Annotated in this window: 20 protein-coding genes; 11 read left to right on the top strand and 9 right to left on the bottom strand. The window is 56.2% G+C overall.

The window, feature by feature from the left end; genetic code table 11:
- The first annotated feature begins 4 nt into the window (after positions 1 to 4).
- On the top strand, positions 5 to 1,912 hold the full coding sequence (cobT, locus tag K1718_RS03415; RefSeq protein ID WP_265679741.1) for a cobaltochelatase subunit CobT: 1,908 nt from the start codon (positions 5 to 7) through the stop codon (positions 1,910 to 1,912).
- 11 nt (positions 1,913 to 1,923) lie between these two features.
- Positions 1,924 to 2,970 (top strand): esterase-like activity of phytase family protein, encoded by a 1,047-nt coding sequence (locus tag K1718_RS03410; protein WP_265679742.1) that lies wholly within the window; start codon positions 1,924 to 1,926, stop codon positions 2,968 to 2,970.
- 78 nt (positions 2,971 to 3,048) lie between these two features.
- Here K1718_RS03410 and K1718_RS03405 read toward each other — a convergent pair whose 3' ends face one another.
- The 3 genes from K1718_RS03405 to rpmB all read right to left on the bottom strand — a co-directional run bounded on the left by K1718_RS03405 (position 3,049) and on the right by rpmB (position 4,613).
- Complete coding sequence (locus K1718_RS03405) at positions 3,049 to 3,441, bottom strand: GFA family protein (RefSeq protein WP_265679743.1); 393 nt, start codon at positions 3,439 to 3,441, stop codon at positions 3,049 to 3,051.
- A gap of 169 nt (positions 3,442 to 3,610) precedes the next feature.
- A complete protein-coding gene (locus K1718_RS03400; RefSeq protein WP_152499565.1) occupies positions 3,611 to 4,297 on the bottom strand; it encodes a queuosine precursor transporter in 687 nt (228 codons plus the stop codon).
- 19 nt (positions 4,298 to 4,316) lie between these two features.
- On the bottom strand, positions 4,317 to 4,613 hold the full coding sequence (gene rpmB, locus K1718_RS03395; protein ID WP_152499564.1) for a 50S ribosomal protein L28: 297 nt from the start codon (positions 4,611 to 4,613) through the stop codon (positions 4,317 to 4,319).
- A gap of 344 nt (positions 4,614 to 4,957) precedes the next feature.
- On the opposite strand from rpmB, the gene K1718_RS03390 reads away from it, so the two are divergent.
- The 3 genes from K1718_RS03390 to K1718_RS03380 all read left to right on the top strand — a co-directional run bounded on the left by K1718_RS03390 (position 4,958) and on the right by K1718_RS03380 (position 8,536).
- Positions 4,958 to 5,791, top strand: coding sequence for a DUF3108 domain-containing protein (locus tag K1718_RS03390; protein ID WP_209006805.1), 834 nt, complete (start codon positions 4,958 to 4,960; stop codon positions 5,789 to 5,791).
- A 218-nt stretch (positions 5,792 to 6,009) separates the two neighbouring features.
- A complete protein-coding gene (locus tag K1718_RS03385) occupies positions 6,010 to 6,969 on the top strand; it encodes an acetyl-CoA carboxylase carboxyltransferase subunit alpha (RefSeq protein ID WP_152499562.1) in 960 nt (319 codons plus the stop codon).
- A gap of 307 nt (positions 6,970 to 7,276) precedes the next feature.
- The gene (locus K1718_RS03380; protein WP_265679744.1) at positions 7,277 to 8,536 is read left to right on the top strand and encodes a L,D-transpeptidase family protein; all 1,260 of its coding nucleotides are present in this window, start codon (positions 7,277 to 7,279) and stop codon (positions 8,534 to 8,536) included.
- A 29-nt stretch (positions 8,537 to 8,565) separates the two neighbouring features.
- Here K1718_RS03380 and K1718_RS03375 read toward each other — a convergent pair whose 3' ends face one another.
- The 5 genes from K1718_RS03375 to leuS form a co-directional block, all read right to left on the bottom strand.
- Positions 8,566 to 9,168, bottom strand: a complete 603-nt coding sequence (locus K1718_RS03375; protein WP_265679745.1) for an HD domain-containing protein — start codon at positions 9,166 to 9,168, stop codon at positions 8,566 to 8,568.
- Positions 9,169 to 9,282: 114 nt separating this feature from the next.
- On the bottom strand, positions 9,283 to 10,335 hold the full coding sequence (locus K1718_RS03370) for a MaoC family dehydratase (protein ID WP_265679746.1): 1,053 nt from the start codon (positions 10,333 to 10,335) through the stop codon (positions 9,283 to 9,285).
- 130 nt (positions 10,336 to 10,465) lie between these two features.
- A complete protein-coding gene (holA, locus tag K1718_RS03365) occupies positions 10,466 to 11,506 on the bottom strand; it encodes a DNA polymerase III subunit delta (protein WP_152499558.1) in 1,041 nt (346 codons plus the stop codon).
- A 24-nt stretch (positions 11,507 to 11,530) separates the two neighbouring features.
- The gene (locus tag K1718_RS03360) at positions 11,531 to 12,106 is read right to left on the bottom strand and encodes a hypothetical protein (protein ID WP_152499557.1); all 576 of its coding nucleotides are present in this window, start codon (positions 12,104 to 12,106) and stop codon (positions 11,531 to 11,533) included.
- A complete protein-coding gene (gene leuS, locus K1718_RS03355) occupies positions 12,093 to 14,714 on the bottom strand; it encodes a leucine--tRNA ligase (RefSeq protein WP_265679747.1) in 2,622 nt (873 codons plus the stop codon). Before leuS ends, K1718_RS03360 begins: the two co-directional genes overlap by 14 nt.
- 367 nt (positions 14,715 to 15,081) lie before the next feature.
- On the opposite strand from leuS, the gene K1718_RS03350 reads away from it, so the two are divergent.
- From K1718_RS03350 to K1718_RS03325, 6 genes are all read left to right on the top strand, one after another.
- Positions 15,082 to 15,753, top strand: a complete 672-nt coding sequence (locus tag K1718_RS03350) for a YggS family pyridoxal phosphate-dependent enzyme (RefSeq protein ID WP_152499554.1) — start codon at positions 15,082 to 15,084, stop codon at positions 15,751 to 15,753.
- Between the two features lie 264 nt (positions 15,754 to 16,017).
- Positions 16,018 to 16,248 (top strand): EF-hand domain-containing protein, encoded by a 231-nt coding sequence (locus tag K1718_RS03345; protein WP_152504100.1) that lies wholly within the window; start codon positions 16,018 to 16,020, stop codon positions 16,246 to 16,248.
- 265 nt (positions 16,249 to 16,513) lie between these two features.
- Entirely contained in the window at positions 16,514 to 17,506 is a 993-nt protein-coding gene (locus K1718_RS03340) for a TRAP transporter substrate-binding protein (protein ID WP_265679748.1), read from the top strand.
- Between the two features lie 137 nt (positions 17,507 to 17,643).
- Positions 17,644 to 18,138 (top strand): TRAP transporter small permease, encoded by a 495-nt coding sequence (locus K1718_RS03335; RefSeq protein ID WP_265679749.1) that lies wholly within the window; start codon positions 17,644 to 17,646, stop codon positions 18,136 to 18,138.
- The gene (locus K1718_RS03330) at positions 18,135 to 19,406 is read left to right on the top strand and encodes a TRAP transporter large permease (protein ID WP_265679750.1); all 1,272 of its coding nucleotides are present in this window, start codon (positions 18,135 to 18,137) and stop codon (positions 19,404 to 19,406) included. Before K1718_RS03335 ends, K1718_RS03330 begins: the two co-directional genes overlap by 4 nt.
- A 10-nt stretch (positions 19,407 to 19,416) precedes the next feature.
- Positions 19,417 to 20,292 carry an isocitrate lyase/PEP mutase family protein gene (locus tag K1718_RS03325; RefSeq protein WP_265679751.1) on the top strand — a complete coding sequence of 292 codons (876 nt, stop codon included), beginning with the start codon at positions 19,417 to 19,419 and terminating at the stop codon, positions 20,290 to 20,292.
- 16 nt (positions 20,293 to 20,308) lie between these two features.
- Here the strand turns inward: K1718_RS03325 and K1718_RS03320 are convergent, their stop codons facing one another.
- Positions 20,309 to 23,203 carry an AsmA family protein gene (locus K1718_RS03320; RefSeq protein ID WP_265679752.1) on the bottom strand — a complete coding sequence of 965 codons (2,895 nt, stop codon included), beginning with the start codon at positions 23,201 to 23,203 and terminating at the stop codon, positions 20,309 to 20,311.
- Positions 23,204 to 23,253 lie beyond the last annotated feature (50 nt).

Here is a 23,253-nt window from a genome sequence, read left to right as displayed (position 1 = left end):
TAACATGGCGCCGAGGCCGGGACACAACACACTGCCGGGAAACAAGCCCGCACCAAGTACCGAACCGTTCAAGCAGTCGGTCAGCGGCACCATGCGCGCCATTTCCGGCGAGTCGGAACTGGAGGTCGTTTTTTCAGGCGACCGCCCGGGACTGTCTGGCATGTCCGCCCGATTGCCCGAACCCTCTCGCAAGGTCAATGCCCACGAAGTGGCGGTAACGCGCGGCTTGTCAGATTCCATGGCATTGCGCATTGCCTGCCATGACAAGACCGTTCACGCCAAGAACATGCCGCAGGGACCGGAAGCCCGGGCCATTTTCGAAGCCGTTGAGCAAGCACGCTGTGAGGCTGTCGGAGCGCGCCGGATGCAGGGTGTCGCCGACAATCTGGCAGTGATGCTGGATGACCGGTTCCGCAAATCCGGTGCGGCGGATGTTGCCAGCCGGGAAGATGCGCCGCTTCAAGACGCTCTGTCTCTCATCGTTCGCGAAAGGCTGACCGGAGCCAAGCCGCCGGAAAGCGCGGAAAAACTCGTCGATATGTGGCGCGGATGGGTTGAAGACAAGGCCGGCGAGGACTTGGACCGCCTGGAAGCGGAAGTCGAAGATCAGTCTCACTTTGCCGCTCGTTTGCGGGACGTTTTGAAATCACTCGATATGGCCGATGAGATTGGCGATACCGACGATGAAATGGACCCAGACCAGAACGAGGACGACGGCAACAACGACGAAGCTGAAACGGGAGACGACAGCGAGGAAAACACCGGCGAACAGGAATCCTCACCGCAGGAAATGGACATGTCCAGCGAAGAGCAGGACAGCGGTGATACGGAAGCTGCCGAAGCCGACATGGACGACTTCGCCGAGCAGGATATGATCGAGGACTCCGAAGAGCCTGGTGAAAGCGAGCGATCCGAAAGCCCGTTCTCAAACCGTCCGGAGACTGACTATCGTGTCTTTACCTTCCAGTTCGACGAGACGGTAACGGCGGAAGAACTGTGCGATACCGCCGAGCTTGACCGACTTCGCGGCTTTCTCGACAAACAGCTGACGCACCTGCAAGGGGCCGTTGCCCGGCTTGCCAACCGCCTGCAACGCAAGTTGATGGCGCAGCAAAGCCGTGCCTGGGACTTCGATCTGGAAGAGGGCCTGCTGGATACCGCACGTCTGACACGCGCAGTCACGGATCCGATGGCCCCGCTTGCATTCAAGCAGGAACGCGACACCAATTTCCGCGACACGGTCGTGACGCTGCTCCTGGACAATTCAGGATCCATGCGTGGTCGACCGATCACGGTGGCTGCCACATGTGCCGATATTCTAGCGCGTACCTTGGAGCGCTGCGGCGTGAAGGTGGAAATTCTCGGCTTCACCACCAAGGCCTGGAAAGGTGGACAATCACGGGAAAGCTGGATCGGAGCCGGAAAACCACCGACACCCGGCCGCCTCAACGACCTGCGTCATATCATATACAAATCCGCTGACGCTCCCTGGCGCCGTGCAAGGCGCAACCTGGGCCTGATGATGCGTGAAGGCCTCCTGAAGGAGAACATTGACGGCGAAGCGTTGCTCTGGGCTCATGACCGGCTTCTGGCCCGTCCGGAACAACGCCGGATCCTGATGATGATTTCAGATGGCGCGCCGGTGGACGACACAACACTGTCGGTCAATCCGGGCAACTATCTGGAGCGGCATCTGCGCTATGTGATCGAAGACATCGAAACCAGATCGCCTGTTGAGCTGATCGCGATCGGGATCGGGCACGATGTGACCCGCTACTACCGGAGAGCTGTCACCATTGTCGATGCCGAAGAACTTGCCGGGGCGATGACGGATCAGCTTGCCGATCTCTTTGACGACGAAGTCGACACATCAATGCAGACCCGCGGCCGGCGCCGAGCCGGGCGCCGATAACACTTGAGCTGATGACGAGCGCGCTGGAAAAACGTCGCAAGCTTCGAGGATACCTCGTCGCGGCCGTGATGTTTCTGTGCGCCTGCGACACTTGGCAAGGTCATGCGTTCGCTCAGCAATTGCTGACGAAGGGCGAACTCGTAAAGGTGCGCACCAAGGATATCGAGACGTTCCGCATCGGCCATGAAGACATCGAATTCGGCAAACTGACCTTTCTTGGCGGATTGGAGCTTCTGGCGTCAGATCGGAAGATCGGTGGCCTTTCGGGCCTGATCAGCCTGGACGGCGGTGATCGCTTCCTGGCAGTGACCGACAACGGTCACTGGGTAACAGGTGCCATCGAGCAGGCTCCGAACGGCCGCCCGCTTGACATAAAAGATGTTTCCTACGCCCAACTGCTCGGACATGACGGCAAAACGCTGACCGCGCGCTGGGGCCACGATACGGAAGCTCTGACCCTTTCAGAGACCGGCCTTTATGTGACCGCAGAAACGCGCAATGCCATCTATCACTATCCCTGGCCAATCGCGACCGGCAAGGAACAGATGATCGGTGAGGTTGCCCTTGTCGACGAGATCAGGTCACTACCACGCAATGCCGGCCTGGAATCCCTGGCAACGCCGCCTGAAGACGGACCGCTTGCCGGAAAGCTGATCGCCATTGCGGAATCATCTCCGAGCGACTTTCAGGACCTCAAGGGCTACATCATCGGCCCGGAAGGCACGGAACGCTTCAGCATCAATCGCGAGAACCGCTTCGATGCGACGGATGCTGCGTTTTTGCCGAACGGTGATCTGGTGCTGATGGAGCGCCGCTTTAATCTGCGAGACCTGATCGGCCTGCGCTTGCGAAGGTTTGAGGCCGCTTCAATCTTGCCGGGAGCAAAGCTCGAAGGTGAAATCCTGTTGGAAGCAGACTACGGCTATCAGATCGACAACATGGAAGCTCTCAGCATCCACCAGAATGACAAGGGTGAAACAATCCTGACCCTTCTGTCCGACAACAATCGCTCCTTGCTGCAAAGAACGGTGTTTTTACGATTTCGGCTGGACGAATAGGCTCACTGTTTCCTTCCACTTGAGCCTTACCAAAACAAATCCAGGCTCCTTGTGTGACCCTGATTGGCAACATTCACTTCAGCCTTCAGAACGCTCCTTCGAGGTGCGATCCCGCTCATATATCGTCTTGATCGAGAATTCAGGCAGCCAGCTTTCCCGGCGAATGGTCCAGAGTTCATACGTTGGCGTGAGCTGATCCGGTGCGTCCAGCGCGCCCAGATTGATCTCGATCTCGTCCAATGTGCGAGAGTAAACGGACGAGCCGCATTCCGGGCAAAAGAACCGTCCAGCAAAGTCCTTCACATCACCCTTGATGATAACAGCATCTTCCGGAAAGACCGCGGAAGCATGAAAGAGTGCGCCATGTTGCTTGCGGCAGTCCATGCAGTGACACAGACCGACGCGATAGGGCTTCCCAGACGCGACAAAACGCACTTTGCCGCACAGACAGCCACCCTCAAACTTCTGCATACTTCGCATCCATTGAAACCTTGGTCAGGAGATGTGCAAGCCTGCGGTGTTTCAGCCCGGAATGCAATTGCAACAAAATCTCGGCATCCGAATTGGATCACAGTCGGGCTTGAACCAAAAATGGCGCCCGATGGGGCGCCACTTGAGAAGTATCAGTGTCCTTGTTGCCTCAGGCAGCAGATCCGTTGGGAACTGGTTGGAACAGGCCAAGTACAATCCGGTAAGGCGCGAGCAACGCAACCGCCACCAGCATCTTCACGAGGAAGTCTCCAGCTGCCAGCGACACCCACAGCAGTGTCTGCGTTCCTTCGCTGATCCCGAGAAACGGAACCGGGAAAGCCAAAGAACCGTCGTCCATGCCGAAGAAGCCGTCAATGAAAGCAAAGCTCGCGGCGAAGGCGATACCGAAGAACAGGATGGTGTCGATCATCGAGCCGATGAGCGACGAGGTGATCGGCGCTTTCCACCAGGCCATCCGGCGCAGGCGGTCAAAGATCGTGACATCAAGCAGCTGAGCCACCAGGAATGCGGTTCCGGATGCAATCAGGATGCGTGGTGTCGTGAAGGCTTCATCGGCCGTCCAGAAAAGCAGCGGAATGACGATTGCCAGAACGAAGCCGGAAATGACCACGCGGCGCGCGGCCGTGGGTCCAAAACGGCGGTTGGTCAGATCCGTTACCAAAAACGCAACCGGATAAGTGAATGCGCCCCAGGTCAGCGTATCGGCCAGATTGATACCGCCGACGATTTGCTGCACAGGAAACTGAACGAGGTAATTGGAGGCCACAACAACGAGCGCCATCGCGAGGATCGCGATGGCGTAATGGCCCACGGAGAAGCTCCGGGTGTCTGTCATCTTATTGCCCTAACGGGAATTAAGCGGCTGCGGCTTCCGCCTGCTTGCGCTTGATGCTGGTTTTGATCTTGCGTGCGGCTGTTGAAAGCTCAGCATCGCTGGCTTTCATAAGGTAGGCGTCAAGACCACCGCGATGCTCGACGGAGCGCAGTGCGTGTGCGCTGACCTTCAGCTTGAATGTCTCACCAAGCGTATCGCTCATCAGAGAGACATTGCACAGGTTCGGCAGGAACCGGCGGCGGGACTTGTTATTCGCGTGTGAGACGTTGTTGCCTGTCATCACATCTTTGCCGGAGAGTTCGCAACGGCGTGCCATGATATCACCTTTTGTTTTCGCGGCTGGGCCGTTACTTGGAACCCAGCAAGTCCAAACCGGAACCGGCGCGGACCTTAGGTCCGGCGACATCGTCTCCGGCATTTCTCGGAAAAAGTTGCCCCGCTATAATGGCAGCGCGCGCGCAGGTCAAGAGATCTGAGCCCCATTGGGGAATTTCTCTGACTTAATTCGCAGAAGTGCCAAGCGTTAACCAGTGAGTTACCATAATTTAGAATGATTGATTTCGTTCTGCACGCTGATTTCATGCTATGGTTACCGTTGCGGAACACTTCAAGGCGCGGGGGCGCAATTTGCTGCCGTTTTGGCAGGCCGGAGGTTTTAAAGTGTTTGGTTTGACGTCTCTCGGGCGACTGGTCGCCCTGCCGATGGTTGTTGGCGCACTGCTGGTTACACCCGCAGAAGCCAAGAAAACGAATATCGGCGGCCTTTATGCAATTTCGATTGCCGGCTTCAAGATCGGCAAGGGCACGCTCTCGCTGGCCATGAAAGGCAACGCCTATTCCGCCAAAGTCAGCCTTGCGCCGGCCGGGATCGGAACACTGTTCTCCACCGGCAAAGGAGGCGCTGAGGCGTCAGGATGGCTGGTTGGCTCAAAGGTTGTTCCCTCCAAGTACCGCATGGCTTCCCAGGCTTCCAACATCGACTTTTACGTCAAGTTGAACCAGGGTTCAGGCCATATACGCTCCTCAGACGTTGCGCCGCAATTCAAACCGAATGCCGAGCGCATCAAGGTTACTCGCCGTCATAAACGCAATGCGATCGACCCACTGAGCGCTGCGCTGATGCCGGTGGGACGCGCAAAGGACAGCCTGGGCCCTAAAGCGTGCAGCAGAAAGCTGCCGATTTTCGACGGCTGGACCCGTTTCGACATCAAGCTGAGCTATCAGGGAACGAAGGAAGTTTCCGGCCGTGGCTATGACGGACCCGTTGTTGTCTGCAAAGCCCGCTGGGTGCCCATTGCAGGTCATCGGCCCTCGAAGGAGTCGGTCAAGCGCATGGCTCGCGCCAAAATGGAAATCTGGATCGCTCCTCTTGGGCGGGACAACGTTTTGATCCCCTATCGCATTTCCATGGACACCAAAAACGGACGGCTCGTGGTTGAAGCGACCAAGCTGAGCGTTGATGGCGCTGCCAGCAAACAGTCCGCGCGCCGCTGATCCGGCTCGAAACCCATGGCCAGTTCGGTTCATTTCAAGGCTTCTTCTTGAAATAAGGTCTAATCAGAGCCCGGAACAACAGCCGAGGCTTGCGCCCCCTTGCGTCTCTTGTTACAGCCCTCCACGTTATGACAACACGGTGAATGCCGTGACCCGTCAATCATTTCCGGATCGACCGATTATTAAGGTGGTGCCGGCTTGTTCAGGTAACCGAGTAAATGCACAGCTATTTGGAATTCGAAAAGCCCGTTGCAGACATTGAAGGCAAGATCCAGGAACTGAAAGCCCTCGCGGCTGAAGATGGTGAAGAAGTCAATGTCGACAGTGAAATCGAACGGCTGAAAACCAAATCGTCGCAGACACTGCAGGACCTCTACGGCAAACTGACTCCCTGGCAGAAAACACTTGTTGCCAGACACCCGGACCGCCCACACGCCGTCGATTACATTGCCGGACTGATTGAAGATTTCACGCCGCTCGCCGGCGATAGAAAATTTGCGGAAGACCATGCCCTTATTGCCGGGATCGGCCGCTTTCGTGGTCAATCCGTTGCAGTTCTTGCGCAGGAAAAAGGCCACGATACGGAATCCCGGCTAAAGCACAATTTCGGCATGGTCCGCCCCGAAGGCTACCGCAAGGCCGTCAGGGTCATGGAAATGGCGGAACGCTTCGGTCTGCCGCTGGTGAGTTTTGTCGATACGTCCGGGGCGTATCCGGGCCGGGGTGCGGAAGAACGCGGACAGTCCGAAGCCATTGCCAGATCTACGGACAAGGGTCTTGGCCTCAGCACTCCTTCGGTTGCCGTTGTAGTCGGGGAAGGCGGGTCAGGCGGCGCCATCGCGATCGCGACGTCAAGCCGGGTGCTGATGCTCGAACATGCCATCTACTCCGTGATTTCGCCGGAAGGCGCGGCCTCAATCCTTTGGCGCGACAGCGCCAAGGCACAGGACGCTGCGACAGCCCTGAAAATCACGGCTCAGGACCTGAAGCAATTGGGCGTGATTGACGAAATTGTCGGCGAACCCGTCGGTGGTGCGCATAGAGCACGCGAAATTGTGATCGACAGCACTGGCAAGGCAATCGAGACTGCTCTGAAGAGCATGGCGGAGCTTTCCGCTGAGGAATTGCGCAAGCAACGCCGCGAGAAGTTCATCTCCATTGGCCGCACGCTCGGCTGATGTCTCGGCAAGCATTCCATTGAAATTGTGAGTATTTTGCTCGGTTTAAAGCGGCTTTAAGCCGCTTTTGCCTTGCTATGGCCAGAATTTACCCTCATTCAGGCCAAGTTGGGCACGTTTTTCATTTGGGGAAAAAGTTGTTCTGATCACCGGAATTTGCATCGCGAAGGCAAACCCGGTCCAGTAACCTATCGTCAACCATCATTCCCTAGCCTTTGCGCGGGGGCGAGACGCAGGGAATGCGACCGGACCGCGTAGGGCTTTCGCTAGGTTTGGAACGCTTTCCAACAAGTTTGGGATAGTAATAATGGTGTTTCGGCGTGTTTTAGAATCGCCAGCAGGCCAGCTGAAGACAGGGCAACGCCGAAAGGGCCGCAAAGCGGTCAGGCTGGGTGCTGTCATTCTCGCAGCAGGTTTTCTCGCGGCTTGCCAGGCAGATGAATTCAGCGCCGGCCCCAACAAGGCCAACCTGCCGGTCAGCGCTTCACTCAAGCGCAAGATGAACGATCTCAACATGAGTTCGACATCGCCGATCATGATCCGCATTTTCAAGGAAGAGTCACAACTCGAGGTCTGGAAGCAGACGCGCTCGGGCAAATACAAGCTCCTTGAAGACTTTGAAATCTGCAAATGGTCGGGCAAGCTCGGTCCGAAATTCAAAGAAGGTGATCGTCAGGCGCCGGAAGGTTTCTATGAAATCACGCCTGCGTTGATGAACCCCAATTCCAGCTATCACCTGGCCTTCAATCTCGGTTACCCGAACCGGTATGACCAGTCTCATGGGCGCACCGGATCGCATCTCATGGTGCATGGGGCATGCTCTTCTCGCGGCTGCTACGCCATGACCGACGAACAGGTGCAGGATATCTACTCGCTCGCTCGCGACAGCTTTAAGGGCGGACAACGTTCCTTTCAGGTTCAAGCATATCCATTCCGCATGACACCGGAAAACATGGCGCGTCACCGCGACAGTGACCATCTGGATTTCTGGAAAATGCTGAAGACCGGATACGACCATTTCGAAGTTGCCAACGTACCGCCAAAGGTCACTGTCTGTGAGAAGAAATACGTCTTTGATGCGACAACGCTGGTTGAAGGTGTTCCCTTCCGTGCTTCGGCCAAATGCCCCGAATACCAGGTAAGCCCGCGACTTGCCTCGGCAGTTGCCTCAAAACAGAAAAAAGACAACACCAAGTTCCAGCAACTTGCAGCACGTTACGATGCACGCGAAGAGCGTCAGAAGCGTTGGGAAGACCGCTCCAACCGCCTGGCGGAAGTCCTGGGCGGCGGTGAAGACACCCAGACTGCGGCAACGGATGCCGGTGCAAATGCGCCCGCAACACCGGCGCAACAAACGGCGTCCACAAGTGCGCCAGGAACCCCGGCGCCAGCAGCCGACACGACTTCCTCAACAGTTGAAACAGCTTTTGCTCCTCAGGAAAACAGTCGTGGCAGCTCTGTTGGCGGCTTCTTCAAACGCTGGGTTCCCTTCGGTTCCAAGGCTACAAATGAAAGTGCCAGCGTCGGCGCGATCAGCACGGAAGTCGTTCCAGCTTCCAAGCCGTGACCTCATTGCCTCTGGATTTCCGCCTCTGATCAACTGAGAGGCGGCAAACCTTTTGACACGCCTGTCTGAAGGACCGACGGGTCATAGGCCTTGCGCGCAAACACGTCCCGAACCAGAGGTTCAAAACTTTCCAGCGGATCGTATTCATAATCCGGATCGAATGAACTTTGATCCCAGCGCTCGCAGAAATCCGCACAGGCTTGAAAATGCATGTGGTCCTTGAAACGATCCCGCGCATTTCCATCCCAGCCATAGTGATGGGCATAGTAGATCATTTGAAAGATGCCGTGATGCTCGACCACCCAGGCCACCTCGTCACGAACAAACGGACGGATGACTTCAGCTGAAAACCGATCATGGTTCTGCGGTGCCAATCCGTCGCCGACATCGTGCAGCAATGCACCGACAATCCAGTCGATATCAGCACCTTCCCTGCGTGCCCGGGTCGCGGACTGGAGCCCATGTTCAAGCCGGGTGATCTTGTAGCCCGAAAGCGTGTCTTCACCTTGGCGTCGAAGTTCGGCGAAAATCCGGTCTGCGGTCAAACCATGATACGGTTTTTCTGCCTCGGCCAGCAGATCATAGTCCTGCTTCGTGCCGTTTTTCATCTGCGTGAACGAAACGGTTTTCATGGTTGATGCGTCTCCATAGTCCTCACCTGAATGTGGGCAATCGAAACTCATCTTGTCCAGGGCAAATCCGGCGTGGGCAGTCTTCGAAACGACCGGAAGCCGGATCGGTAGACCCTATTTCGGCATCATCGCCCAGTAGTCGAAGTCGAGGATCACTTCATCCAGGTATTTCCCGTCAGCAGTCTTGTCGGGGAAGTCCGCACAGGACCGGTTCTTGGTCGCGACAAGGCGAAGTCGCAAAGCGCCGACATCAGATCGTCCATCAATATCCGACTTGTCCAGCACTTCCGACCAGGCATAGACCGTGTCACCCGCCCCAAGCGGTCCGACGTGACGGCCGCCGTTGATGCCGCTGATATGGAATGCATTGGCAAGGCCATTGAAGGACAGCGCTCTTGCGATCGAAATCACATGACCCCCGTAGACCAGCCGGTGACCGAACCGGCTGTGGGCTTCCGTGTGCTGGTTGAAATGCACCTTGGCCGTATTTTGATAAAGACGGGTTGCCATTTGATGCTCGGCTTCTTCAACGGTCATTCCATCGACATGATCGATTTTTTCACCGACCTCATAGTCGTCAAAGCGGAAACCCGACCCTGAAAGGTCGTTGTCCCAGTTAGCCGCATCCAACAACGGAACGGCAGTTCCCAGTGACTGCGGATCCAAAGCCGCTGGCAGTTCGGGCACAACGGCCTCGGGCGCGGGGCAATCTGCATCGCGCTTGTTGACCATCACCCAGCGGACGTAATCCAAAACCTCTGTCCCGGTGGAAGTGTAGCCGGTGGATCGCACGTAAACGACGCCGGTTTTCCCGTTGGAATTTTCTTTCTTGCCGATGACTTCCGAAACGGTCGAGATTGTATCTCCGGGATAAACCGGAGCCAGAAAACGCCCCCCTGCATACCCCAGATTGGCAACCGCATTGAGTGAGATGTCCGGAACGGTTTTACCAAAGACAATATGAAACGTCAGGAAATCATCGACCGGAGCCTGCGCATAACCAAGCGATTTGGCAAATGCATCTGAGGATTGGACTGCGAACCGGGAGCCATACAACGCTGTATAGAGTGTCTGGTCACCACTGGTGACAGTGCGCGGCGTTGCGTGTCGGATCACTTGCCCGACTTTGAAGTCTTCAAAAAAATTGCCGCGATTGGTCTTGCTCACCTGCGCCTCCCGTATTCTGTGTTCTGCACGGGAATAAAGCCTATTGCAGCGCACACTAGCAAGTACGACGATGTGCCAAGCTAGCCTTTGCACCCAACCGATGCGCACGAGGACACTGGAAAGGGCCTATTCAGCGGCGCTGGTTTCTGGCTCTTGCCGCACGCCCGAGTTTCAACAACGCTTCGGACAGGACCGGCACACCGAGCGGATCATTCAGTCGGGAGATCCGGGTTGCTTCGCTGAGGATGTCCATCGCTTTTTCAAGATCCTTCAGTGCCCAGATTCGCAATTGTTGCGAGAATTTCGGCTTGCGGCTGAAGAAAACAGGGGGGCGCTGGCCATCAATGACCGCCTGTGCGCTCTTGCCCTGGTCGACATCGATACGCATACGGTGCAGTTGCTGAAAATGCTTGAGTGCCTGATTGGCAATGACGGATGCTTTCGATCCCGCTTCGGCCAAACGCTCCAGGCCATGATCCAGCATGGCAAGATCGCCGGTAGCGGCGGCATCAATCAGTTCCGATGTCTCGAAGGCAGAGGCGTCACCGATGATGGCTTCAATGTCTTCACTGTCGATGCGGCCTTTGTGGAGTGCATAAAGACAGAGCTTCTTTAGTTCCCCCCGGCTCGCCATCCGGTCGCCGCCCAGCAAACTGTGCAATGACGCACGCGCTTCCCGGGTTATGGAGAGACCGGCTTCGCGGGTTTCTTCGTCGATCAGATGATCGATGCCCCGATCGCTGTCGGCATAGCACGGCAAGGCTATGGCACGCTTGTGCGTCTCGACAAGTTTCCTGAGGCCAGCGCCCTTCTTGATATCTCCAGCTTCAAGAACAACGAGGGTCTGCCAGTCATCCAGTTTGAGAACCGGCTCCATTGCGGGGTTGAGGTTCTTGCCGCTGGCGTCCTTGACCCAGACGATCCGGCGACCACCGAAAAGTGGGACTGTCAGCACCTCGTCAATGAGTCGATTGGGGTCTGCGCTGATATCAGCAGCGTCAATCTTGATCAGATTGAAAGGGTCGCTATCCCCTTCAGAGGCTTTGTTGACGAGCCGTGTTGCCCGCTCCGATACCAGTCCGGTGTCCGGACCGAACACAAGAACCACGCCACCAGCGTCAGGTGGATTGGCAACGAACCGATCGATTTCCGCAGCTTTCAGAACGGTCACGGCCGGCGCACCTCTGCCAGAAAACTATTGCTGGCTTGCAAAATAGCCCGCAACACGAGCGGTGATGTCATCGGCAACCGACTTGGCAACCCGTTCCTGAGCATCCCGGTAGGCACGCGTGTTGGCAAACCGTTGATCCGAGAAGTCATAGGAAGCGGTCTTGAAGGCCCGGCCCGACATCAGCGTTTCATCTGTCGACAGGTCACTCAGGACAAAGGTCGAATTCATCGTGGTGTTGTAGGCGGACGGTACATCGGCGAACCGTTCCACACCAACTTCAGAATTGCTGACGTCAATCAGCACCTTCAGCCTGTATTTCTTGGCCGGCGCTTCACCACCGCGCTCAAACCTGTAGGTCAGCTCATTGTAAAGAACACGCGAAGCATCGTTGTTGGCAAACTGAGCATCGATCGAATCCAGATCGATGGCCGCCATTTCAGCCGCGACGGGTGACGAAACCGAGCCGAATTCCCCGGTGCTCGTGCCGTAGAGCGGGCGCACCTGACACCCGCTCAAAAGGACTGCTGCTGCAAATCCAACGCAAAGTGCACCGCGGCGCCAGGCGGCTCTCTTCTCGAAGATGTTGTCAAACAACGACATTTACGATCCTTTGCGGCACAACAATGAGCTTCTTCGGTGAATTTCCGTCCAAAGCCTTGCGAACGAAGTCAAGCGCCAGAGTAGCCGCTTCGACCTCTTCTTTGGAAGCGTCTTTTGCAATTGTCAGTTCGCCGCGCCGTTTGCCATTCACCTGGATCGGATATGTGACACTGTCTTCAGCCAACAGTTCACTCTCCGGTTCGGGCCATTTGGCCTCGGAAATCAGGTTGTCATGACCAAGCGCAGACCAGCATTCTTCCGCCAGATGCGGCATCATGGGCGCCATCATCTGGACGAGAAAATCGGCAGCTTCCCGGATTGCATAACGTGCTGCTCCGTCGGCATCACCGTCGTTGAAGGTTTTGCTGATCGTGTTGACCAGCTCATAAAGACGGGCAACGGCCCGATTGAAACCGAGGCCTTCCAGATCATTTGAAACGGCGGCCAAAGTTTTGTGGCTGGTCCGGCGCAACTCAAGCGCCTTTCCGCTCACTTCTGGCGCGGTTCCACCGCGAGGTTCGATCTTTTCCGAAATTTCTCCGATCAAACGCCAGACACGCTGGACGAAGCGCCATGCACCCTGAACGCCATCTTCGGTCCAGATGACATCACGCTCCGGTGGGCTGTCAGACAGCATGAACCATCGGGCTGTGTCTGCGCCATAGGTATCGATGATGTCTGTCGGATCGACCGTGTTGCGTTTGGACTTCGACATTTTTTCAATCGAGCCGATGACAACCTCTTCGCCTGAATCAAGCAGCGTCGCGCGCCGTGAACCGTCGACCTCCTCGATCTTGATTTCCGCAGGTGCAATCCATTGACCGTTGGCACCTTCGCCGAGACGGTAGGTCTCGTGCGTGACCATGCCCTGCGTAAAGAGACCCTTGAACGGCTCTTTCAGATCAAGCGCACCAACTTTCTGCATCGCGCGGGTGAAGAAGCGCGAATAGAGCAGGTGCAGGATCGCATGTTCGATGCCGCCGATATACTGATCGACCGGCAACCAACCATTGGCCGCAGCAGGGTCGGTCGGCTCATTGCAGTCCGGTGCCGTGAACCGCGCAAAATACCAGGAACTGTCGACAAAGGTATCCATGGTGTCGGTTTCACGTTTGGCCGGCTTCCCGCATTTCGGGCAGGTGGTATCGCGCCAAGTCGCATGTCGATCCAGCGGATTGCCCGGTTTGTCGAAATTGATATCATCCGGCAACTGAACAGGCAGGTTCTCGTCTTTTTCCGGCACGACACCGCAGTCGTCGCAGTGAACAACCGGGATCGGACAACCCCAGTACCGCTGGCGTGAAATACCCCAGTCGCGCAGGCGGAAATTTACCTGACGCTCTGCCTGAGGCGTTCCGTCGACGCTGACCGTCTCCAGTTTCTTCGCAACCGCTTCCTTGGCATCCGCAATTGACAGACCATCCAGGAAGTCCGAATTGAAAATCGTGCCGTTGTCGGTGAAAGCCTCGTTGCCGACATCGAAACTTGCCGGGTCTGCATCCTTCGGCAAAACAACGGGTTTTACCGGCAGCTCATATTTGCGTGCAAAATCCAGATCGCGTTGATCGTGTGCAGGGCACGCAAAAATGGCCCCGGTTCCGTAGTCCATCAGGATGAAATTGGCGACATAGACCGGCAACTCCAAAGACGCGTCCAGGGGATGCCTGACCCGCAGACCGGTATCGATGCCCTTCTTTTCCGCTTTTTCAATGGCTTCTTCCGAAGTTCCAACCCGGCGGCATTCCTCAATGAACGCCTGCAGCTCCGGATTGCCCTCGGCAACCTTCAACGAGATCGGATGATCGGGCGAAAGCCCCATGAACGATGCCCCATACAGGGTGTCCGGCCGCGTGGTAAAGATCTCCAGCGTCTTGTCGCCTGTTGGTGCTGCTTCGGTAAATTCAAACCGCACACGGAGGCCTTCCGAACGGCCGATCCAGTTCTTCTGCATCAGACGAACCTTGTCCGGCCAGCGGTCGAGAGTATCGATCGCCTCCAGCAGATCTTCCGAAAAGTCAGAGATCTTGAAGAACCATTGGGTCAACTCGCGCTGCTCTACCAGCGCCCCCGATCTCCAGCCGCGGCCGTCGATCACCTGTTCGTTGGCCAGAACCGTCATGTCGACAGGGTCCCAATTGACCTTGGCGTTCTTACGATAGACCAGACCGGCTTCCAGGAACCTCAGGAACAGGCGCTGCTGCTGCGTGTAGTACCCTACATCGCAGGTCGCGAATTCACGGCTCCAGTCCAGCGAAAGACCCATGATCTTGAGCTGGTCTCGCATCGTGGCAATATTTTCGTAGGTCCAGTCCTTTGGGTGAACCTTGTTTTGCATGGCTGCGTTTTCTGCAGGCATGCCAAAGGCGTCCCAACCCATCGGATGCAGAACATTGAAGCCTTTTGCACGCTTGTAGCGGGCAACCACATCGCCCATGGCGTAATTGCGCACATGACCCATGTGAATACGGCCGGACGGATAGGGGAACATTTCAAGGACATAATACTTGTCGTGCGGGTCGTCGTTATGCGTGACGAACACATCCTTGTCGTTCCAGACCTTTTGCCAGCGCGCTTCGACTTCGCGCGCGTTGTACCGTTCCGTTGCCATCAATTATGCCGTTTGTTCTTGCCGCCGGATCTGGCGGAATTTGTGAATGAATGACTGCCGGACTGTCACCAGAAATCCTGCCCGCGGTCAACATGTGTCAGACGTTTGTGCCTGCTGAAGCCTGTTTATTGCGCAAAGCCGCATCCGTAAAGCGGTTGAAGGCGTGGATCGGGTACCTTTTCCGGTCAAAAGCGAACAAGAAGTCGACATGCGGGAAGAGGCGCTACTCACAGACAGGCCCTTCAACACCGACGAAACAAGATGCCATTTGAAGCTGATTTCAAACATGGTTATGACAGACCGCATGTAGCCAATGTCTGAGACCGGAGTGTCTCTATCGTCAGTCTGTTTTCTCATGGAGCACTTGATGACCGATGCCGCTGAGCGTCTCGCCGCGACCCTGACCGACATCAATAAGGCTGAGTCCGAATTCGGCCGGGCATCTGGGTCGGTCACATTGATTGCCGTATCCAAAACATTCGACAGCGCATCAATTCGCCCGGTCCTGGAGGCCGGCCAACGTGTTTTTGGCGAGAACCGGGTGCAGGAGGCAATGCAGAAATGGCCCGGATTGCGTGACGACTTTGATGAGATCGAATTGCATCTGATTGGCCCCCTGCAGTCCAACAAGGCCAAGGAAGCCGTTGCAACTTTCGACGTGATTCATACCGTGGACCGCCTGAAGATCGCGAAGGCACTGAAATCGGAGATGGACAGGCAAGGTCGCCAGCTGCCGTGTTTCATCCAGGTCAACACCGGCGAGGAACCACAAAAGGCGGGGATAGCCCCTCAGGACGTCGATGCCTTCATTAGCGCCTGCCGCGACGACGTCGGACTGGATATTGTCGGCCTCATGTGTATTCCGCCTGTTGATGAAGCTCCAGGCGAGCATTTTGCCCTTCTGGAGAAGATCGCTGCCCGTAATGCGATCAAAGGCCTCTCCATGGGTATGTCGTCGGACTATAAGACCGCGGTTGGTTTTGGTGCGACTCACGTTCGGGTCGGCTCGGCAATTTTCGGGGCACGAGATTACCGTTAAATGGCGTTTGGCACCGACATTCGCAGCAAGAAAGCCTTTCTCAGTCGCGAAGCTGCCTGAAACTGTCAAAATTGACAGGAATTTGACCAACCAGTGACTGAATCTTTACATCGGCCACAACAATGCCGCGACTTTTTCCTCAAGCGGCCCTTTGCCCGTCGCGATCCGGCAGCAAAGTCCTCCCTGTTCCGGTTCGACGGGTCGCAGGGACCTGACGAATGGACGGAACACCAAGACCAAAACCAAACAGTTGGAGGTCATATCATGTCCAAACGTCTTACTGCCGCGATCCTCGTTGGTGCTTTCACCGTTTCTTCTGCGGCTCTCGCACAGGGCATGTCCTTTGAGGCGGTCGACAGCAACCAGGACGGTTTCGTAACTTTTGAAGAAATCACGGCTGCTGTTCCGACCATGTCGGAAGATCTTTTCAAGGCCGCAGATGCGAACCAGGACAGCATGCTGGATCCGGACGAGTTCGCAACAGTTCAGCCGTAACAGCGGTTTCGGGCGGTTACCCCCCATAACTCCGCCAGCGCGGCGCAGCCGCCCGATCAAGACCATCGCCGGAGGTCACGCCGGCGGTGGTTTTTCGCGTTTGGCCAGACCAACGTCGTTTTGTGGCTGAATGAGCGGCTCTGGGTTTCATACATCCCGAATGACTCAAGTGTTTGTTGAGTTATCGTAATGATTGATCGGCACAGATCTCATTGACCCCAAATTGCAGCTTTGCCAGACTGGTCGGCGTATTTGGGAGGAAATCATGAAATCATTGAATTGGGCGCTCGGCGCCGCAATTGCGCTTGGTCTTTCTGCTGGCTCCGCTTTGGCAGCCGACACAACATTGCGGATTTCGCTGCAACTGCCACTCACCAGCCATCTCGGCCAGAACCTGCTCCTCTTCAAGGAAGAAGTGGAAAAGAATTCAAACGGTGACATCGCGGTCGAAATTTATGATTCCGCCCAGCTTTACAAGGACAAGGAAGTTCCGGCAGCTGTCGGGTCCGGCGCAATCGAGATGGGTGTCGCCTCACTGACCCGATATGTCGGGGACGTTCCGGCAGTCGACATCTTCTATCAGCCGTTCCTGTTCGATACCGAAGAAAAGGTTCGTGCAGCTGTCGCCCCAGGGTCAGCTGTCCGTGGACCGTTGGACGAGGCCATCCAGGATACGGGATCGACCGTTTTGTGGTGGCAGGCCTATGGCGGCGCGATCATGCTGTCCAAGGAAGCACCGATCAAGACACCTGAAGACATGAAGGGCAAAAAGGTTCGTGTCTTCGGCAAGACGCTTGGTGACTTCGTCAAGGCAGCCGGTGGAGCGCCGACACTGATTTCAGGTTCAGAGCAATATCTGGCGTACCAGCGAGGCACCGTTGATATTGGCATGACCGGTGTTTCCGGCGTGAAATCCAGAAAACTCTGGGACGTCATGGACACGATCACCGTCACCAACAATGCGGACATTGAGTTCATTGTCGTCGTCAATACGGACTTCTGGAACGGGCTGTCCGAAGAGCACAAGGCGATTGTACAGGCAGCGGCATTGACGGCAGAAAACGATGTTCGTGATCGCATGTCGCAGATCGAGGCGGACGCCTACAAAGCAGCCGAAGAAAACGGCATGACGGTTTATCGTCCGACTGCGGAGGAAATCACCGCATGGAAAACCGTCAGCGAACCCGTCTATGAGGCCTATATCGAGAAAACCGGCGATCTGGGTCAAAAGATCATGGATGCGGCGAAAAAGCTCTGATCCTACCGAAACGCGACTGTTGCAAGCGATGACTGGCATATTGCCGGTCATCGTGCGCTTTCGTTTTTATCTGACTACAGTTCGTCAGAGCCGTTTTTGCGGATAATTTCCTGGCCGCCGCCCATCCTGAGGGTTCCATGACAGCCTTTTCATCATTCCTGCGCGCCCTGGCGTGGATTGCCGCTCTCCTGTTCTTCTGTGCCGGAGGAATGCTGACCTATGAGGTAGCCGCTCGATACCTCTTCATTGCGCCAACGATCTGGGCTGCCGAGCTTTCGCAGCTTTGCCTCATCTGGGGAACGATGCTGGCGATGCCCTGGCTGCTTCAATCCGGCCGCCACATAGCCGTTGATGCAATCACAGAGCGCCTTGGACCGCTTGGGAAACGGCTTTGCTACGGTTTATCGATGTCGGCCGTCGGCCTTTTCAGCTTAATTGTCACATGGTTCGGTGGCGACATTTTCTGGGATTCCTTTGAACGTGGCAGAACCACGGGCTCCATGCTCGATCTGCCGACATGGGTTGCCGAACTGGCAATCCCGATCGGTTTTGCCCTTCTCTTTGCTCAAGCCTTGATAGAAGTCTTGAAAGCGATGCGCGGAACAATGCTCGAAGCGGGTGAGCGTTCATGACCACAGTTCTGATCCTCGCAGCGCTTTTCAGCCTTCTTCTGATCCGCGTTCCGGTTGCCTTCGCCCTCGGCGGGCTTGGGCTGGCCCTACTTCTGTTTGGCGGCTTTTCACCGCTTATGGCTCCACAGGCCATTCTTTCCACTCTGGATGGTTTCATTCTTCTGGCCGTGCCGCTTTTCCTGCTTATGTCCAACATCCTTTTGAAGGGCGGGGTGGGCAAGGATCTCTTTGCAGCGGTTCATGCCTGGGTCGGACATTGGCCGGGCGGCCTTGCTGTCGCGACCATCATTTCATGCGGCATCTTCGCCGCGATATCTGGTTCGTCCGTGGCAACCGCGGCAACGATTGGCACAGTTGCCATTCCTGAAATGATCGAACGCGGATATCAAAAACGTTTTGTCTATGGATTGCTGGCCGCCGGCGGCACGCTTGGCATTCTCATCCCGCCGTCCATTCCGATGATCGTATACGGCTTCGTCACGGAGCAATCCGTTATTGCGCTATTTCTTGCAGGGATAGGTCCGGGCCTTCTTCTGCTCACCCTGTTCATCATCTTCTCCATGATCTATGCGCGCTGGTTCGGCGGTTTTGAAGCGGTTCCGGCTGCGGATTGGGAAACGCGGTTCTGGGCATCACTGCGCGCTTTGCCGTCGGTTCTGTTGGCTGTCTATGTGATCAGAGTGATCTATATCGGCGCTGCAACCCCGACCGAAGCAGCCGCGATCGGTCTTGCAGGTGCACTTGTGATTACGCTCGCGATGCGACGTCTGACCTGGTTGTCCTTCCGTCAGGCAATCTTCGACAGCATGGTTACGACCGTGGCAATCCTGATGATCGTTGCCGGTGCAAAAGTTTTCGGCAAGGCAATCACGCTCTATCGGATACCTCAGGACATCTCGATGTTCATCAGCCAGAACTTCGATACCCCGCTGACCTTTATTCTAGTCGTCTCGGTCGTCCTCCTGATCATGGGTCTGGTGTTTGAAGCCCTGTCCATGGTTCTGATCATGACGCCTGTTCTCTTGCCGGCGGCACTGATCCTCGGTTTCGATCCGATCTGGTTCGGCGTCTACATGGTCGTGATGGTTGAATGCGCTTTGATCACGCCGCCTGTCGGTCTCAATCTTTACGTGATCCAGTCGGTCGCCAAATCCAAATTGTCAGAGGTCGCCCGCGGCGTGCTTCCGTTCCTGGGGCTGATGCTGTTCAGCGTTGCCGTCCTCTATTTCTGGCCCGCTTTGGCCCTTTATATACCCTTCAATTTCTGAGGTTCGCACCATGCCATCTCCGGCCGACACCCTCCGTACGCTTCTGGCGCAGGACAAGCTGCACGTGATGCCCTGTTGCTATGACGCGCTATCGGCAAAACTGATTGAGCAGGCGGATTTCGATCTGACCTTCATGTCCGGTTTTGCCGCCTCCGCAAGCCGGATCGGCCAACCCGATCTCGGCCTGATGTCTTATTCAGAGGTGCTTGACCAGGCCAGAAACATTGCCGATGCCGTTTCCATACCGATCATCGCCGACGGTGATGAGGGCTATGGAAACGCTATGAATGTTCGCCGGACAGTCGCCGGCTTTGCCAAGGCAGGCGCGGCAGCCGTCATGATTGAGGATCAGCTAGCGCCAAAACGCTGCGGACACACGCCTGGAAAGGCAGTTGTATCGCGGCAGGAAGCTTGTGATCGCATTCGGGCCGCCGTTGACGCACGCGCAGACGGAGCCGACATTCTCATTCTGGCCCGCACAGACGCCCGCCACGAACATGAACTCGGTGAAGCCATTGAAAGAGCCCGCATGTTCAAGGAACTCGGAGCTGACATTCTTTTCGTCGAGGCACCAAAAACCGTCGCCGAAATGGAAACCATTTGCCGGGAGCTGCCGGGGCCAAAGATGGCCAACATCGTGGAGGGGGGCGTAACACCCGACCTCTCCCACAAGGATTTGCAGGAGATTGGATATGCCATCGCCGCCTATCCGCTGACCTTGATGGCCAGTGCCATGAGGGCGATGGTCGGCACTTTGGAGCGCCTGAAACTTGATCAGGACCGCACGCCGGATCTCATGAGTTTCGCAGATCTGCGAGACCGCATCGGTTTCAACAAATATTACGAAGTGTCAGAACGCTACGACACGTCGCGAAGGGACAAATAGCCCGGCAAGCAGAGAACTAGTTGTTTTTCTTCTGCTTGCCGAAAACATTGCCCAGAAGGCCTGCTGGCAGCCCGAATCCTTCTTCCACCGCCTTTAGAACCTCTTCGTCGTCAACCTCACCATCAATGACCTTTTGAACGTTGATTTGCGTGTTGCCACCAGTCGCCCGTTCAATGACCTTGTTGGCGGTATCGACCAGTTCTTGAGAGGGTTCCTTGTTGCCTTGCAGGATGGAGATCAATTCGCCACCCGTCTTCTGAAGCTGTTTGTAGGCTGCTTCTGGGTTTTCCAGAATGCCTTTGATATCCGGATAGATCCGGGGATCATTCCAGGGCCCTTCGATCACGATGGGCACGCCAAGGCCTGCCATTTTCTTATCCTCGCCCTTGCGGCGGGGTTGAGGAGCTTGTCCTTCCAGCGTCGGTACGATCTTCGGCTCAACACGCCAGGCAAGGCTTTGTTTCGGCATATCGGTCGTGCCTTTGCCCGTCATACGCAAAAGCGGACCCACCATCGCCAGATCTTCGGTCTTGGCAACGCCATTGTTGATCTGGAAGGTTGCACCGAGTGAGCTGAAATCGGTCTTTTCCGACGCGTTGTCTTGCCAGCCCAGCAAGGTTTCAATCGAAAGACCACGCACCATTTTGGGAATGTTGATCCCCCGGATCGCACCATCCATGAATTGATACCTTGCGGTTCCGTTCAGGCCTTGAACAAGCGCCTGCTCACTCGCCCCTTTGGAGGTGACATCCATGTTGATGGTCGCTTTGCCTTCAATCCAGCTGAAATCAGCTGCATCGCGCAACAATGGATAGGAATCAAGACTGGTCAGCGCGAATTTCGCCGCGACGTCCGGCGTATCAGAAGACCCGTTGAGCTTGACTGTGCCGGTCCCTTTGCCGTTGTAAAGCGACAGATTTTCAAGGTTTGCCGTTAGGAGACCATTTTGTATGGTTGCTGACAGAGCAGACTGATCGATCTTTATCTTGTCCCAACGAATTTCCTGCGTTGTAACCTTGAAGTCCGCATCGACAGCCCTCAAACCGGAAAAATCGATCGGTTCGTTGCTCCACCCGCTTCCTTTGCTGGTGTTACCGCCGCTATTGCCGCCACCGTTGCCGCCTGAAGACCCGGAAGAAGAAGAATTCCCACCTGATTTCGCGCTGCCACCAAGATATGGATCAAGAACCAGCGCTCCCAGCGCAAGGCGGGCAGTGACCTTCGGCTTCCCGGCGAGTTCAATACGTCCGTTTGCCTCACCGGAGGTGCTGTCCAGAGTGAAGCGGGTTTCCTCGAATGTGATCGTTTCGCCCTGAACACCGAAAATACCGGATGCCTTGAAGGTTTTCAGGCCTCCGCCCGCGCCGATCGGCTGCCCCATCCAGGCCATCAGGCCACGCAAATCTGCCGTTTCAAGGCGAACAGCACCGTCAACTGCGCCCGAACGCGCCGCCCATCCGTCAAAGCCTGCACCCACGCGATTGCCCTTTACTGTCACCGAGACAGGCGCTTCAGCCCCGGCCAGAAGTTTGGCCGTGTCGGCATTGCCGGTCAGCGTAAAGGCTTCACCGCGCCAGGTCATGGCACCGCTCAGGGATATCGGCTTTTCCAGACCTTGCATCTCGACATCCATGGCAAGGTTGGTCAGTCGATCTGCTTCCGGATCACCACCGACGGCGGACGCAAGGCCGAGACCGCCGATCTCCCCTTCCGAGATTGAAACCGATCCGTTTATGTCGAGCCCCGCCACCAGCTCTTCGCCCGTAAGACCGACCGTCTCAAACGCAAGATCAGCACTCAGTTTTCCGCTTGCCGGAAGATCCTGCCCTGACAGCAGCAGCAGGTCCGCAATCGAACCGTCCTTGAGTACCAGCCGGCCGGAAAGTTCCGGCACAAGACCGGAAAGGTCTGCATCTGCGGCTCCTCCAAGCGACAATTGACCCAGTGTTATGTGGAGGTCAGCCAACGAAACTGCAGCTTCTGTCCCTGAAATCCTGGCGTCCATATTGAAGGCACCAGGATCGGTCGCCAGATCCTGACCCGCAAGCGCGACAAGAGCTTTGAGCGAAGGACCAGACCCTTCAATTGCCAACTCGGCGCGGGCAGGCTCGATACCGGCCTCGCCTCCGACCGTAATCTTGTTGTCGGCGGAGGATATCGTGAGGTTGACCGGAACCTGTTCACCCGAAACCATTCCAAGCGGATTTGTCAGAGAGCCCTCGACACCAAGTGGGATCTCGTTGAAGACAAAACTGGAGCTCAAGTCAACGACGCCGGACAGGTCCGGAGCGTTGAGAGAAAGATTGAGGTCGGTCACCCTGATAGGTTCAGGCGTCGACAGGTCTTTGTATGTGACCGTCCCGCCGGTAATCTCAAGGCTGTCGACACCAATGCTTTTCAGATATCCCTCCGAAGGTGCTGAACCGCCACTGGTATCCTCAGCGGGTGCGTCCGTTTGCGCGGGGGCTTCAACCACTCTTGGTGCGGCCTCCGGACTGTCCGAAGCTGTGTCAACTGCCAGCGCGCGACGCGGCTCCCAACTGGTCGTGCCGTTTGGTCCGATTTCGAGATAGATATCCGGTTGATCAAGCGAAATGCCTGTAACCTGAATGTTGCCGGACAGCAGCCCACCCCAGGCCAGGCCAAATTCCATACGTTCGGCTTTGGCAAATTCAATGCCGTCTGCTCCGGCTTCTCCGGACAGGCCGATTTGCTCAGCAACAAGCGAGAAACCAGGAAACAGCGACAGGGAAACAGGACCATCAAGTCTGACCCGCCAACCAAGGCGTTGGTCCACCTGCTCAACAACCTGGCGCTTGATCTCATCCTTGGGCAGGAACAGCGGAACAACCAGTATGATGGTCACCAGCATGAACACCAGGCTGCCCAGTCCGATCAAAAGCCGTCGCATTAAAGTGCCTTTCATCTCCTCGAATCGGCCTCAATGTAGACCAATACGGC

Origin of the sequence: Roseibium porphyridii (assembly GCF_026191725.2) — a bacterium.
Lineage (GTDB): Bacteria > Pseudomonadota > Alphaproteobacteria > Rhizobiales > Stappiaceae > Roseibium > Roseibium porphyridii.
This window is presented reverse-complemented; position numbering and strand designations above follow the sequence as displayed.